Source organism: Clostridium sp. 10cd* (genome assembly GCF_044336395.1).
Lineage (GTDB): Bacteria > Bacillota_I > Bacilli_A > Erysipelotrichales > Erysipelotrichaceae > Clostridium_AQ > Clostridium_AQ innocuum.
The window spans coordinates 1,646,252-1,660,370 of record NZ_CP172347.1 but is presented as its reverse complement, the minus strand read 5'-3'; the positions used below and the strand labels follow the sequence as shown (position 1 = coordinate 1,660,370).

Genomic DNA, 14,119 nt, shown 5'->3' with positions numbered 1-14,119 from the left:
CCTCCTAACTCATTTCCGATAAAATATCTTTCGGGTTTCTCTTTAGTATTACAATTCCAGATACCAGAACAGAAGCCGTTATCAACACAAGAACACTTACACCGTCCAACAGATACATTTCTGGTGTAACCTCTACGCTGATACTCTGCACGTCCTGCTTTGGTGCAACGTATTCTGTGGATACTTTTCCCTCATTATTCTTTTCTTCCTCTTGCATTTGCTGAACCTGCTGTGATACCAGATAATTTGCCGTTACTTTGGAAACAGCAGGAGCGACAGCAAAGGATAACATAAGGGAAAGAACAGTAATCATAATCGCTTCGCTCCAAATTTGTCCGATAATTCTAAATTTCGGAACACCGAGAGATAAGAAAATACCGACTTCCTGCACTCGATTTTTCAGCCAGAACAGAAATACTAAAACAAGGATAACAAAACTTGCAACAGAGATTACCAATATCATCATTTCGCTTACTTTTGCTAAATCATTGAAGTTTGAGGACATGGTTTCGGAATTTCCGTTATTGTCAATCAAATCATATTGCTCCCAATTGATGTCTACTTTTTGCAGATTTTCTTTTACTTCGTCGTAAGCTTCCACATCTTCCACTTTGAAATAGGCTCTTTCATATAATGGACTTGTTTCACCCTCTGCCTTTTCTGGAAATCTCAAATCTGTAAATATTACATTTTCCGAACGGTAAGTATCTCCCTGCATAAGTGGGGACATCTTTTGATCCACTTGATAAATTCCAACAATCTCAGCTTCTGATACCTTTGAATTTTCAGTATCGTGGTAATCATTAAAAGAAATCTTATCGCCGATTTTCAGATTATTTTGCTTTGCCAGTTCCTCTGAAATGACACACATATCTTTATCCTCTGGGGTTATCATTCGTCCCTCTTTGATATGCAGGTTTCCAGATAAAACATTTCTGTCTAGTTTCATATCTTTGTTTCCAATTAAACTTACACCGCCAACATCTGCATTCTGGTCTACATCTTTATCTTCAATCCTTTTGAAATTTACAGGGTTTACGGGAGTTGTTACTGTTGTAATATTGTAATCAGCAATTCCTTTTGCTTTTGCCAATTTCTCAATGTCTTTTATATCTAAGCTTTCAAATTCATTTGTTGTCCAGCCTGTCCAAGTCTCCACACCATTGATAATCTCTTTTTCCTGATGGTAGCCACCAAAACTACCTTCCTTATCATTACCAATCTTTTCTGAGTATTCACGAACTCGCTTTGTTCGGTACTCTGCATTTCTTTCTAAAAGAAAGCCTGCACCTATGGCTTGTCTGGTTTTGTCCTGCACCTCAATACTGGCATTTTTGCTCGCCACACCTGCAAGAAGCAAGGTACTGATTGCAAAAACAATCAACAATAAGAGAATACTTTTTACGGGCTTTCTGAACACAGAACGCCTTGCCAATCCAAAAAAATTCATGTACTATCCCTCCATTTTTGCTAATATATCTTTTGGGTTTGCTCGTAATATCGGAAGAATGGAACAGCACAATGCCACCAAAATAACTGCACCGCCTAAAAGGAACAACATTCCAATATCTTGTATCTGCAAAACCACTTTCAGATTTTCTGTTACTGTTTCTGAACCGGTAATGACGTTTTGCAAAACGCCAGAGAACAATTTACCAATCGCTGTTGCTCCTAAAACCGAAAGCGTAAATACACTACCTGCTTCTAATAAAGTTTGCAGGAAAATTTCACTTTTTGCTTTACCTAGGCTCATAAAGATTGCCACTTCCTTTTGTCTTGTCCTCATCCACATACATAACAGCAGGGAAACAACGACAGTACCAGTTATCAAGGTAAGTATCAGCATAAGGTTTGCCACCTTGCTGATTTGCTCTAATGGAGCAGACATCTGTTGATAAAGGGTATCAGACGTGCTAAGTGCTATGTCATTTCCAAATATTTTTTGCAGACTGGTTTCCAGCACATCTAAATTTTCTGGTCTTTTTGAGTAAATGCAGATTTTTTCAAATGCAGGTTCTTTTAACAATTCTTTATAAGCGCTGTTGTCAATAAAGATTTGATTTTCTATTCGATTGACCGCCGTAGTTTCTGCTGGCTGGTCTTTTTCCACATTTCCTGCGGACTTGAACATTCCAATAATCTGAACAGATACTTTTGTTCCGCTTTTTGTACTTAGTTCAATGGTATCTCCAATCTTTAGCCCATTCTGATTTGCAAGGTTTGTATTGATAACAGCACCTTTTTTCTCTTGATTGATATAATCACCAGAAGATAAGCGGTACTGCATTTCTGAAAAAGGACTGTCCTTTTCCAAATCATCATAGGAGAGCAACGCTATTTTCAAATTATCCTCATTTGTAGAGGTATTGAGAGTAACGGGATCAAAATTATCTGGAAATACCTCTTGCCTACCTATACGGTTGATAGCTGAAACATCTTCCAGCGTTTCAATCTTGTTTACTTCATTCTCGGTTATTTTGCTGTCCTTACTTGTAATTTCAGCCACTATTTTAGAGTTTGTTTTTTCCTGCATAGCTTGTTTAGACTCATTTGTAGTTCTTAAAATCATGCTTGTACCTAAAATCATACTGTTTACAAGTATCAGAACAATCAACAAAAGAATAGTTTTCCCTTTTTTTCGCTGTAAATAGCGAAAACCAAGTTGATAAAACTTCATACTTCACACCTCTATTCCCAATGGGCTATGACAACCTTTGTTGCATTGAAATGATTTGTGTCTGCAAATTCTCCATAGAGATATACATTTGATTGTTTCTTTACATCGGAGATAGAACCCGTCGTTACATTCGTAACACCAGAGTGGGCACTTACTGTGGCAATGACAAATTCACAATCTGGGTTATAGGTTACAGAAACAGCATTGTCTTTATTTTCCAGTCCCGGTGCTTCTGATTTTATCCCTGCTCCCCCCTCAATTTCTTTTGCTTGACTTACGGAACAACCATTGTCTGTAAATTCCAAAACACTTCCTATCAAATTAGCAGACTCTAATATGTCGTTTTCTTTATTTTCTGAAGAGCCATTTGCATTTTCTTCATTCGTATTAGAATTGACAATAGGATTAGACATATCTGGCTTCTCATCTGGACTTGCACCACACCCCGTCAATGCACAGATACATAATCCAACTGCTACAAATTTACTGATGTTTGTTTTTTTCATTTTGTATTCCACCTTTCTTATTCGATATGCCACTATTGTAAAAGCAAACCATTCTAAAAATCCTGTAAAAAAGCAAGAAAATCATCATCATTTTTTAGAGGATTTTTACAGACTTTTCTGTTATACTGTCTATAATTAAAGCTTCTTGGACTGCTAATGTCCAAGATGATATATAGAAAAGGATTGATACATTATGAAAATACTTCTTCTGGAAGATGATTTAGAGTTATGTAAAAATATAAAAATTTCGCTGGAAAAAGAAAACTATATGGTTGATTGTTGCAATGACGGGGAAACTGCTATGCTGTATGCCTTAAATACAGACTATGCTTATGACCTTGCCATTGTAGACCGTATGTTACCGATTATTGACGGTTTAACAATCATAAAATCTATGCGTAAAAAAGGAATATCTATCCCTATCCTTATCATTACTGCCATGAGTACCCTTGATAATCGGGTTGAGGGTTTAGACGGTGGTGCTGATGATTACTTAGTAAAACCATTTCATATCAAAGAATTGCTTGCAAGGGTTCGGGCGTTGACAAGGCGACCTGCCAATATCCAATTATCTCCCAAATTACAATATGGAGATTTAACTTTCGATAAAGACAGCAGAACCTTATCCACACCAAATAACTCTCTTTTATTAACTTCAAAAGAAACCGAGTTGACTTTTGTATTTATGCAGAACCCAGAAACACTATTTTCCCGTGAACAGCTAATCCTTAAAATCTGGGGTAGTTCTTCCGAAGTAGAAACTGGCAATGTAGACAGCTACATTTCTTTTCTGCGAAAACGTCTAAAGGAGTTAAAAAGTTCCTGTAAAATAACAACGGTCTACGGTGCAGGGTACAAACTGGAGAAAGAAACATGTTAAATAACTTATACCGAAAACTTCATATTCTGTTTGCAAGTTCTGTTATGCTGATTATTACCCTTGTGATTTTCTTTGTTGTTGCGAATACGGTTTATACGGAGAAAATCAACGAAAGTACCTTGTTTCAAAGATTAACAACCTTGCTGATTTATCAAGTGGAAAGTGCTTCTTCGGATATGGATAAAGCACTCAAAGCCTACGAAGAAAGTTATCATATTTTTTCCTTGATTAGCGATACAAAAGGGAATACCATTTATCAAAGTGATTTTCCATTTCCAACTTCTGCGGACAAGCTGTTGCATGATGTAGAAAAACAGATTTCTACACAGCTATTATCACAAACAGAAAGCACCACAACTTCACAAGGCGGTTTTCTGGAAATAAAAGGAAAACATCACGATACTTATTTTGTTATTCCTGCTACAATTATGACAGCAAATGATACCGTATATCATGGGACTTTTTTTTATCAGACAGCCAACTTAACGGATATTTTACAAAAGACATTACCGATATATCTTCTTATCTGGCTTTTGGCTTGTATCGTTGTTATCATACTAACCCGTTATCTGCTGAAAAAGTCTTTTGCCCCAACAGAACGAATATTGCAAAGCCAAAAAGATTTTGTTGCAACAGCTTCCCATGAATTAAAATCTCCACTAGCTGTTATGATTTCCAACACGGATATGCTTCTTGATGATGTTTCCTTAAACGAGCAGGCAAAGCAAGCCTTACAGACCATAGATTTTGAATGTATGCGGTTATCCCGTTTAGTCAAAGATATGTTGCTTCTGGCTTCTTCCGACGCTAAAACATGGACATTGCATAAAAGTACAATCAATGTAGATACCTTGCTCATTACGTTATATGAAACATACGAACCCGTCTGCATGAAGCAGAATTTAGAACTAAAACTGCATTTATCCGAGGAAAGTTATCCTGCCATGCTTACCGACAAAGACCGATTATTTCAAATCTTGTGTATCTTTATGGATAATGCCATTCAACATTCCAAGAATAATTCTTTGATAGAGATAGAAGTAATCGCCACCGAAAAGAATATTGCTTTTTCTGTGGTAGACCACGGGCAAGGCATTTCTGATGAAGATAAGCAGTATATCTTTGACCGATTTTATAGTGGCGACAAGTCCCATGCTAACAAAGCGAATTTTGGACTGGGACTAAGTATCGCCAAAGAATTAACCCAAATGCTGAACGGTACTATCACTATTAATGATACTGTTGGTGGCGGTGCTACCTTTACTGTTAAATTTCCTCTGAAATAGATTAAGGCTTGCAGATCATACAAAATGTATGGAGCAAGCCTTTTTTCAAATCTTTGTCTTTTTGGTAATCTTGTAAATATATTCTTCTGGGGTAGGGCGTTTATTACCAAAATATTTTTTGAAATTTGCCTGCACCTCTGGGTCTGGGCTGTTCATGGCTTCATCAATCGTTGCTTCAATATTTGCCCGAACATCAGCCAATGATACACCGCCAGCTTTTGCACCAGCTTTCAACGCTTTTTTTATATCTCGCTTTTTTAGTCCTATCATAATAACCTTTCTTATCATAATTGCAAATTTATAAATTCATTAGTATTAAAACTGAAATTCAAATACATTACTAAAATCATTGTTCAAGACATAATAAACTTTATTTTTTTCTGTAGAATATACAAATGAAACCCTAGTTGCCCACAAGTCTTTTTGAGAAACAGATTTTAATACTTTAAATGCGTCATTTACTGAAAAATCTTTATCATATCCTGCCAATAACTCTTTAGCCACTTCGTATCTTGTATCCCCAGAAACAATGTACGGCTTTGTTATATCTGGTTTTAGAATAGAATAATTTGTAATAAGTGAAAAATTTTCTTGTTCATATCTATACCCAATTCCGGGTTCAATAATTAAAACTCGTCCTTTTTTATCAGAAAGCATAGCTTGCATAGTAGCATCTGGTGCATAAATAATTTTTTTCTTTTTAACAATGTCCAAGGCTTTATCAAAAGAAATCTCTGCCTTAATGAATTTTTCTGTTAATTCAGATATTGTAATACAATCCTCGCTTTCTATATACCTTGCATTTTCATTACCATGAACATAAAGAAGTGTTCCTACATTACCATTTTTATTTATCCCATGAAATGAATGATACAGACCGTCAGGCATTTTAATACCAATATAAAATCTATTTTCTTCGGTAATTACAGTATGATCCCATACAGAAAGGTCAATATCAAAATTAAAACCAACAATTTTATCTATACCATTGTAAACAAATCTTGTACACATATAATCACTCCTCAAAATACTATTTCAAATAGTCATTTAACTAATCTAATTAGTATTTTAAAATGTTTTTGTAGGAAAGTCAATAAATAATCATAATTTTCTAATTGTGTTATTGACTACACTAATTCAATTAGCTAGAATTGTGTTTGTATGATATTTTGAATGAGGTGCATAACTATGAAAACCACTAAAGAAGCAGTAATAAAAGCAACATCAGACTTAGCAGATGAAAAAGGATTAAATAACGTTTCGTTAAAAGCTGTTGCTCAAAAATTAAACATTCGTACACCATCTTTATATAATCACATAGAAAGTTTAGATAATCTTCTTTTAGAAGTTGCTCATAATGGTATGCGTGACATGAATGAAAGAATGATGAAAATTGCCGTTGGAAAAATAGGGAAAGAAGCAATTAAGTTAGTTTCTATCGAATACCTAAACTATATGATTGAACACCCCGGAGTTTATGAAACAATTCAATGGGCTGTGTGGCACGGAACAGAGGAAACAGCAACCATTTTTAACAACTATCTTTCATTATTAACTACTCTTATCCAATCGTGCAGTCTTAACAAAGACAAAACACTTGAAATATTAAATATGCTTACTGGAATAATTCACGGTTATACAACTTTGCAATTAGGAAACGCTTTTTCTGCCTCAGATAAAGTTAGATTTGAATTAGCTGAAGCGATAGATACTTTATTAGTCGGGATTTTCCAGAAGTATAAATAATATATTTAGGCTTGCAAATCAATACAGAACTGCAAGCCTTTTTCTTTTATCCAACAATCTTCCAGTTGCTATCCTTATGTAGCACAAGCTCATACTGCGATACCTGCGACGCCTTTGTCTGATTATCAAGGAATTTCACGGCAACCTTAACTTTCACATTGTCCCCGTCCTTTGTAAAGATAGGGTTTACCAATTCAGAATAAAGGTAGTCCCTGCCGATAGGTTCAATCACATTTCCAGATACATAGTAGGCAAGCTCTTTTTCTGTGGCTGTTGGATAGAGCTTAAAGAATGTTTCCAGAAATGCGGTAGCGTCATTGACAGTATCAGCGTCTACACTTGCGTTTGCTTCTGGTGTCTTAGGCTCATAGTCTGATTTTTCAACTGCTGGTGCAAGGGTAGGGTTCTGAATGATTACCATATCCCCGCCAGCGTCTACATGGACTTTTACAGTATAGGTCGCTTTCACATTGCTTGTCTGTTCTCCCTCTTTTATCTGCTGATCTACTTCGTAGGTAGCAGAAAAAGTGTCCGTTCCCGACTGTTCAATACTCCATACAATCACATCTGTAACCGTGGAGCTGGTCGGTATATCCGTTCTAATGGTATCAACATTCAAGTCCTGTAATTCCTTTGTCAGATAACCGTTGATTGCCTGCGTCCTTGCTTCAATCGCTTCTTTGCTGTTACTCCATGTGTAATAGGACTTTGCAAAATTCTTCACGAAATTTTCAATCCCGTTGGTGTCCTGCAAGCGAAGTTCAATGATTTCTTTTTCATGGGTGGTGTGCTGGTCGATAGCCGTAAAATTCTTATACACTCCAAAGCTCACGCTTGCGATAAGCACCACCCACAACGCAATCACGGTTTTCTTATGTGTGCCTACCTTAACAGTACGCACCTTTTTTTCTTTTGGTTCTTTGAGAGTTTCTGTCTGTTTCTTATTCTTCTTAAACATATTTTCAAGTCCTTTCTATTGTTTTACTCGTCCTGCACCGATTAAGTGCTGTTGCCAGTAACTACTGCTTAGGTCTGCATATCCTATCGGGTCGCCTGCATGGTACATCTGGTTATTTCCTACATAAATGCCGACGTGGGTTACATACGAACCAGCGTTATAGGTAGAATGGAAAAATACCAAGTCCCCAGCCTTTGCCTGCGAGAGTGGAAGATGTTGGGTTGCGTCATACTGGGCTTGTGCTGTTCTCGGTAAGGAGATACCAGCTTTTCCATAACACCATTGCACAAGTCCGCTACAATCAAAGGAAGTGTTCGGGTTACTGCCACCATACACATACTTCCAGCCTTGATATTTCAACGCTTCATTCATAATCGCTTGTGCCGTCGCATTATCAAAGTGTGCCACGGTCAGATATTGATTGACTAATTCGACGTAAAATTGATTGCCGTAACTGTACCGCCAGCCCCCATTCTTCGCAACGGCTATCGGGTTGGTGTAGGTTACTTTCTTTCCACCCGATTTTTCACGGGCGAAGTTCTCTGCAAGGTTAAAGGTGTGTTTCTTTCCTTTTCCTGCCACATATCCCACATAACCACCGCCATAGTTATAGGACTGTATCGCTACATTCAAATCGTCGATACCTTGATTTTTGCAGGAAGAAAGCAGGGACGCAAAATACTTACACCCCTGCTTGATTGAACTTTCTGTATCTAAAGAGTTGGGCGGTAGTCCCAGACTTTCGCTGGACTGCATGACATCTTCTGCCGTACCGCCACTTTCTACTTGAATGATAGCAAGTAACACATTGACATACTCGGAGATACCGTTTTCTCTGGCGTATTTTTCCACCATAGGCTGATGTTTCAAAACTTCTGCGGATAGGTTCATACCCGTAATGCCAGAAGAAAAATTGCTATTCTCGTCGTCGCTTTCCGCACTAATCAAGACACCAAAGAAAAGAACTACGGAAAAGAGGATAGGAAACAGACTGCCAATAAGAGCGATATGTTTCAGTTTCATTTTTTCTTCTGTCCTTTCTTCGTTACAAGGTTACGGTTCTTCTCTGTGGTCTGCGTCTGCTGAACCTTTGTTCTGTGGTCTTTCGTGTAATTCTGGCGTGTTTCCTGCGATACCATTTTTTCTACATTCCTATGGTTTATCTGGGTCGCTTTTCTATCAGAAGCACCAGAAGATAACGGACGCTCTTTGATAACATTTGTCTTGACTGGCTCACTACCTTTAGAAGTCGGAGCTGTGGCAGGGCGTTTGACTTCCTGCATTTTTTCCGCACTCGGCTTTGGAATGGTTGAAGCTGTAACTGGTCGCTCATGGGGACGGGTAGCTCCCGTTGTCGCTGATCCGTCAGCCTTTCGCTGTGCCTGCCTTGCTTCTTGTGCCTTTTGAAGCTCCATACGCTTATCAGCGATATTCTGTCTATGCTGTTCCTGCTTTTCCAAGCGTCCCGTCTGTCTGGACTGCTGTTCCTGCACCATGCCACGCTTGAAGTCGGACACGCTGGACTTTGCCTTTTCCTTTGCGGAATACACCGCATAAGCGGTCTGTGTCGGCATATCCTTGATATTTTCTTTGACAGCATTTGCCTTGTCTTTCACTTTATTTTTCGTATCTAAGACAGCCCCCACCTTTGAACCTGCACGTTGTCCCATGCTGGAAGTAGAGGTATTACCCCGACTGTCTTTTGTAGCTGTGTTCCTTGTCGGTTTTCTGTTTGAAATCGTGCTACCTGCCACCGCACCAGCAACACCGCCAGCAGTAACCGCACCAGCAAGCCGTCTTTCCATACGCCTAGCCCTATGTGCCAAGTATAGATATGGTCTGCGGAATATCCTGCGTCCCATGCTTTGACTGTCATTAGCGTTCAAAGAGAACATACTCATTAAGTCGCCCAGCTTCATGTAGATACCAGCGAAACACACTATCTGTAAGAACGCCACCATGAAAAACGGATAGTCCGTGGAAATGTTATAAAACATACTGGAAATGCTGAATGCCACCGTTACAATGAGCGTTATCCCTGCCCGTGTCATTATGGTATTAAACACCCTTACGATTGCCTGCTTTGCCATGCTTTCATAGCTCGGTATCATGGAAAGCAGAAAACTGATAGGTAAAAACATTGCAAAGATAATAAAAAGTATCTGGCTAAACAACATCATACCCGTAAGCAAGAATACAAATATCGTGATACCTAAGTTGAAGAACAGTAGGAAGAACACCATACCCAAGCGGTTCACGACCTGCGGTATCGTCAGATTGTTGTTGTCGTTGTCCTCGATTTCTGTTTTCACGACTTCCTCTCTGGTCTTTCCGTCCTCGTCCTCTGGACTTGCCGATACAAGAGCTTCTACACGGTTTGTCCCGATTTCCTCTGCGTTGCTGTTACCGAATTGAAGTAAGAGCCACGGCTGTTCCACTTGAATAGAAAATAAGCTGTCCCGTATCAAGTCCACGCTATCCTTGCCCTCGCTGTCAGAGTTAGGGAGCATGATTTTTGTTCCCAAGTCAAGTGAAGCGGTACTGATGTCTGATGAAAATTCATTTATCTTCTTGATGTAATCGGGAGCATAGGCAATAAATGAAGCCGATAATACGAACACCACCACAAAGTTGATAACGGCGTGAAGTGCCTTGCTGGTTTCCCGTTTGATAAGTCCCGTATATGCAACATAAAGTCCCACCACTAAGATAATGAGAAGCAGGAAACCAACATAGAAGCCAGAGCTGGAAAAGCCATTCTCGGTAACACCTGCAAGGGTCTGTATGCTCTTTCCGATACTGTCTGCCATATCGTTAATAAAATCAAGTTTGTAGGCTTCCTGCACCACATAGCCCGTGGCATTGCTTAAATAAAGGCTTATCGTCCAGACAAAGTTGGTAATGCAGTAAAGCCCGTACTGTACTGATTTTCCAATCCCGTCCAGCCAGTTCCACGGAAGCCACGACCAGCTATTATCCACATAAAAATCAAGCTGGTAGTTGGAAAGGGGATATTTTGAATATAGATTTTCTGCGTTTATGGTATCGTCCACAAGCCCCGTCGCATGAGCCACCGTTCCCAGAAGTGAAAGCAGGATAAGGGAGAATGCCACCACGAACAGAGCCATTTTGAGAAAGTGAAGTATCTTCCTTTTTGTGAACGCACCTTTTATCCTTTCTTTCATCACTCCACCTCATTTCTCTGTACGGGCGGTCTGGTATCAAAGGCGTGTAGTAATTCTTCAAAGACTGGGTGTATCTGCACCACACCGACACGCCCATATAAATCCTGTAATAAACATTGTCCGTTCTCCAAATCACGCAAGCGTTTCTGGTTATTTTCGTCGTCCTTGTCGATACCGAAAAATTCTAAGGTTTGCTTTATCTCGTTGATGTCAGTAGAACGAAAGGCAAACTTCAAGCCGATATTGTTTTTCAGACTTTCCTTTGCCACGTCCCCAGAAGATTGTGTAACGAAATAAACGCCTGCCTGCATAGCTCGTCCAGCACGAACCAGCTTGTTTGATAAGGTTTCGCCTTGTGCCACATTTAAGAACGCCCACGCTTCGTCAAGGTCTACAATCTTAAAAATACTTCTGTCAGAATGGATAAAATCAAGGGCAAAGGTACTAATCACAATCAGCATAGACACCGACAATAATTCAATAGTCGTGTATTCCTCAAAGGTTGTGTCCTTATCTGGTAATACTAAGTCCGCTACTTGAATGATATTGAGCTGGTTATCCAGACTGATAGCATTTTCCACCGTACCGTCTGAAAACAGCAGGTGTGCAAAGTCGTAGTCCGTGAAGCTGTCGATATGGTCTGCGATATTTCTTGATATGGGTGTATCTTCACGGCGTAGCTCGTCTATCACATGGAGCAAGCCCCGACTGTCGCTCTGGGTAACGGAACGCACCGCTTTTCGTAGCACGGGGAATTTTTCGCCGTCCCTAGAGGAAATACCAGTAAGGAATGTCAAGATGTCGATTGCCAGACTTTCAGCGTCTTTTACATTCTTCATAATCACGAATGGGTCAAGAAGTCCTGCATTGTCCTTGTCGCTGGTAAGATTTACGATATTGATTTCATGTGCGATTTCTGGAAGTGTTTCTTTCCAGTTGCCACGCTCTGATTTTGGGTCTAAGATAACCGCTTGTCCCCCAAAGAGAACCGAATAATACACCAGAAGATTGTTACAGAACGACTTCCCACCGCCAAGCGAACCGACAAAAGCAGAAGCTAAAGCGTTGGTAACTGTACCTTTTATACCTTGACTGGCAAGGGACGGTTGCAGGTACACATTTCTTCCCGTATCAACGGAATAGCCCATATAGATACCCGTGTTTTCTCCTAACTGCTGTGTCGCACCGAAGCCCAGCCCAGCTAGAAAATCTGATTTTACATACTGCACATAATCATTGATATATCGCTTGCTTGCAGGAAGAAATTCAGAATGAAGCCCCAGCATATCCCCAGCAGGACGCACCAGCTTTACATTGAGGTCGTCGTAAAAGTCCTTGACTTCATCACAACGGCGTTTTAATTCGTCCAAATCATCAGCCGATACACGCACTACATAAGAGAGCTTATACATACTTTCTTTGCTCTGGTCTAAGTCTGTTTCCAGCTCGTCCACGCTGTCTAATGCGTCCACCACATTTGAGCTGGTTTCACTTCCTGCTTGATAAGCGTGATTATCCAAATCTTTCAATTCCTTTTTCTTATTTCTTACTGTGGTAAGAGCCTTTCTGTTCTCCACGATTTCTACATTCATAGAAGTATCAACGGGGAATGTGAATTGCTGTTGCTGGAAATAGAAGATTTCAGACGACGGAAAATCAAGCTCGCCGACAATCGCATTGACGGTAAAATAGGACACATAACTTTCCTTGTCCTCATGTTCCAAGCGTAAATACCGTTGGCTTTCCTCAATCACACACCTTGTCGGGCGGATAAAGTCGTAGTATTTTATCCGCGTTTCTTTCTGCAATTTCTTCTTTGGTAGCTGGTACTCATAATCTTCATAGGCGATACCGTCCCTGCCGTAAAGATGTTCCATGAGATACCCAAAATCGTTGATTTCCAAGCGACGCACCTTAAAACGACGTGAGATTTTATTTTCCAGTAACTTTTCCATTTTCATGTAACGGTTGATTTCATCATTCGGCATGGAAACAAAATCATTCATCAGCGTATGGTTTACTTCATGGAGAAATTCCGTGAACGTCAGCCACGCCGATTTTTTAATGTTCTTCAGATTGAGCTGTTCTTCCGTAACCATGAGCTTAAAGCCAAGAAAAAAGCGGTAGTCCACTTGATTGTCCCCAATCATAGATACTAACGCTTCGGTCTGTTCGTCTATCTTCTGATAGGCAACTTCCTTTAATTTTCCAGTTACCAGCTTCTTTGACTGCTCCTGCATACTTCGTATGGAGCTTTCTGTGGCAATCTGCAAGGCATGAATTTTACCCTCACGGGACTGTGCGATTAGCTGTCGGAAACTGTCATGCACGATAAATTTCTGCTCTGCGGATAAGAAAGAATAGTTGTACGGTATCAGCTCATAGTAAGCGAACACCTCATTGTCCTTGTTCCAGACAAGGTTATTGTCAATATATTTTATCGGGAACATAGTTCACACTCCTTACTGCCGTGATTGTTTCATTGAGTATCTGTTTATGCAGTTTTACGGCTTTTCCTGCATAAGTGATTTTAGGTCGCAGGGCATAGGTTATCTGTGATTTCAAAAAGCTGTACGGCTTCTTTCCGTCAAAAGTTTTCTGCGACATAAACCAAGTGAGAGCAACGGGAATACCAAAATATTTGAGAAATGCTCCCTCAATCATGGAAAGTGGGGGAATATCCCCAAACAGAATGATGATAAATTCTGTAAGCACAAACCATGTAATCTGTGTAAAGGTAACGGGAAAGGGTAAGTTAAAGTCATTGATTGCATACAAGACTTTTTCCACGTTCCAGATACCCGTATAAGATTTAATCTTTTTCAAGTTCTTTCAGCTCCTTTCAAAATAGAAAAGGACAGCCATGTTTCAGACTGTCCCT

The 14,119-nt window shown here is 39.6% G+C and carries 13 protein-coding genes; 3 read left to right on the top strand and 10 right to left on the bottom strand.

Annotated features, from left to right (window positions below; translation table 11 throughout):
- Positions 1–4: 4 nt before the first annotated feature.
- The 3 genes from ACG3M1_RS08175 to ACG3M1_RS08165 are packed head-to-tail and all read right to left on the bottom strand — an operon-like array spanning position 5 to position 3,183.
- On the bottom strand, positions 5–1,450 hold the full coding sequence (locus ACG3M1_RS08175; RefSeq protein WP_021423053.1) for an ABC transporter permease: 1,446 nt from the start codon (positions 1,448–1,450) through the stop codon (positions 5–7).
- 3 nt (positions 1,451–1,453) lie between these two features.
- The gene (locus ACG3M1_RS08170; protein ID WP_390554235.1) at positions 1,454–2,677 is read right to left on the bottom strand and encodes an ABC transporter permease; all 1,224 of its coding nucleotides are present in this window, start codon (positions 2,675–2,677) and stop codon (positions 1,454–1,456) included.
- Between the two features lie 11 nt (positions 2,678–2,688).
- The gene (locus ACG3M1_RS08165; protein ID WP_118437789.1) at positions 2,689–3,183 is read right to left on the bottom strand and encodes a chitinase; all 495 of its coding nucleotides are present in this window, start codon (positions 3,181–3,183) and stop codon (positions 2,689–2,691) included.
- Positions 3,184–3,376: 193 nt separating this feature from the next.
- Here ACG3M1_RS08165 and ACG3M1_RS08160 point away from each other — a divergent pair, with 193 nt between their 5' ends.
- Together ACG3M1_RS08160 and ACG3M1_RS08155 are read left to right on the top strand one after the other, a co-directional pair.
- A complete protein-coding gene (locus ACG3M1_RS08160; protein ID WP_117580019.1) occupies positions 3,377–4,063 on the top strand; it encodes a response regulator transcription factor in 687 nt (228 codons plus the stop codon).
- Positions 4,057–5,349 (top strand): sensor histidine kinase, encoded by a 1,293-nt coding sequence (locus ACG3M1_RS08155; RefSeq protein WP_074034324.1) that lies wholly within the window; start codon positions 4,057–4,059, stop codon positions 5,347–5,349. The genes ACG3M1_RS08160 and ACG3M1_RS08155 overlap by 7 nt, the downstream gene beginning before the upstream one ends.
- 45 nt (positions 5,350–5,394) lie before the next feature.
- Here ACG3M1_RS08155 and ACG3M1_RS08150 read toward each other — a convergent pair whose 3' ends face one another.
- Both ACG3M1_RS08150 and ACG3M1_RS08145 read right to left on the bottom strand, forming a co-directional pair.
- Positions 5,395–5,619: a hypothetical protein gene (locus ACG3M1_RS08150; RefSeq protein ID WP_390554232.1), complete on the bottom strand. Its 225-nt coding sequence runs from the start codon at positions 5,617–5,619 to the stop codon at positions 5,395–5,397.
- 45 nt (positions 5,620–5,664) lie between these two features.
- Entirely contained in the window at positions 5,665–6,360 is a 696-nt protein-coding gene (locus ACG3M1_RS08145) for a hypothetical protein (protein WP_009905043.1), read from the bottom strand.
- Between the two features lie 177 nt (positions 6,361–6,537).
- On the opposite strand from ACG3M1_RS08145, the gene ACG3M1_RS08140 reads away from it, so the two are divergent.
- The gene (locus ACG3M1_RS08140) at positions 6,538–7,095 is read left to right on the top strand and encodes a TetR/AcrR family transcriptional regulator (RefSeq protein ID WP_005946872.1); all 558 of its coding nucleotides are present in this window, start codon (positions 6,538–6,540) and stop codon (positions 7,093–7,095) included.
- Between the two features lie 46 nt (positions 7,096–7,141).
- Here the strand turns inward: ACG3M1_RS08140 and ACG3M1_RS08135 are convergent, their stop codons facing one another.
- Genes ACG3M1_RS08135 through ACG3M1_RS08115 form a run of 5 tightly spaced genes read right to left on the bottom strand, consistent with a single transcriptional unit; the run spans position 7,142 to position 14,064 of the window.
- Positions 7,142–8,053: a conjugal transfer protein gene (locus ACG3M1_RS08135; RefSeq protein WP_009905038.1), complete on the bottom strand. Its 912-nt coding sequence runs from the start codon at positions 8,051–8,053 to the stop codon at positions 7,142–7,144.
- Between the two features lie 15 nt (positions 8,054–8,068).
- Positions 8,069–9,076, bottom strand: coding sequence for a lysozyme family protein (locus ACG3M1_RS08130; RefSeq protein ID WP_390554229.1), 1,008 nt, complete (start codon positions 9,074–9,076; stop codon positions 8,069–8,071).
- Positions 9,073–11,238 (bottom strand): CD3337/EF1877 family mobilome membrane protein, encoded by a 2,166-nt coding sequence (locus ACG3M1_RS08125; protein ID WP_390554227.1) that lies wholly within the window; start codon positions 11,236–11,238, stop codon positions 9,073–9,075. The genes ACG3M1_RS08130 and ACG3M1_RS08125 overlap by 4 nt, the downstream gene beginning before the upstream one ends.
- Complete coding sequence (locus ACG3M1_RS08120; protein ID WP_390554225.1) at positions 11,238–13,688, bottom strand: ATP-binding protein; 2,451 nt, start codon at positions 13,686–13,688, stop codon at positions 11,238–11,240. The genes ACG3M1_RS08125 and ACG3M1_RS08120 overlap by 1 nt, the downstream gene beginning before the upstream one ends.
- A complete protein-coding gene (locus tag ACG3M1_RS08115) occupies positions 13,666–14,064 on the bottom strand; it encodes a conjugal transfer protein (protein ID WP_059026958.1) in 399 nt (132 codons plus the stop codon). Before ACG3M1_RS08115 ends, ACG3M1_RS08120 begins: the two co-directional genes overlap by 23 nt.
- Positions 14,065–14,119 lie beyond the last annotated feature (55 nt).

Bases quoted from the DNA above. Each gene is read 5' to 3' on its own strand.
- ACG3M1_RS08130 (WP_390554229.1), bottom strand. From the start codon at position 9,076: ATGAAACTGAAACATATCGCTCTTATTGGCAGTCTGTTTCCTATCCTC.
- ACG3M1_RS08170 (WP_390554235.1), bottom strand. From the start codon at position 2,677: ATGAAGTTTTATCAACTTGGTTTTCGCTATTTACAGCGAAAAAAAGGG.
- ACG3M1_RS08125 (WP_390554227.1), bottom strand. From the start codon at position 11,238: ATGAAAGAAAGGATAAAAGGTGCGTTCACAAAAAGGAAGATACTTCAC.
- ACG3M1_RS08160 (WP_117580019.1), top strand. From the start codon at position 3,377: ATGAAAATACTTCTTCTGGAAGATGATTTAGAGTTATGTAAAAATATA.
- ACG3M1_RS08175 (WP_021423053.1), bottom strand. From the start codon at position 1,450: ATGAATTTTTTTGGATTGGCAAGGCGTTCTGTGTTCAGAAAGCCCGTA.
- ACG3M1_RS08145 (WP_009905043.1), bottom strand. From the start codon at position 6,360: ATGTGTACAAGATTTGTTTACAATGGTATAGATAAAATTGTTGGTTTT.
- ACG3M1_RS08155 (WP_074034324.1), top strand. From the start codon at position 4,057: ATGTTAAATAACTTATACCGAAAACTTCATATTCTGTTTGCAAGTTCT.
- ACG3M1_RS08150 (WP_390554232.1), bottom strand. From the start codon at position 5,619: ATGATAGGACTAAAAAAGCGAGATATAAAAAAAGCGTTGAAAGCTGGT.
- ACG3M1_RS08120 (WP_390554225.1), bottom strand. From the start codon at position 13,688: ATGTTCCCGATAAAATATATTGACAATAACCTTGTCTGGAACAAGGAC.
- ACG3M1_RS08140 (WP_005946872.1), top strand. From the start codon at position 6,538: ATGAAAACCACTAAAGAAGCAGTAATAAAAGCAACATCAGACTTAGCA.
- ACG3M1_RS08135 (WP_009905038.1), bottom strand. From the start codon at position 8,053: ATGTTTAAGAAGAATAAGAAACAGACAGAAACTCTCAAAGAACCAAAA.
- ACG3M1_RS08165 (WP_118437789.1), bottom strand. From the start codon at position 3,183: ATGAAAAAAACAAACATCAGTAAATTTGTAGCAGTTGGATTATGTATC.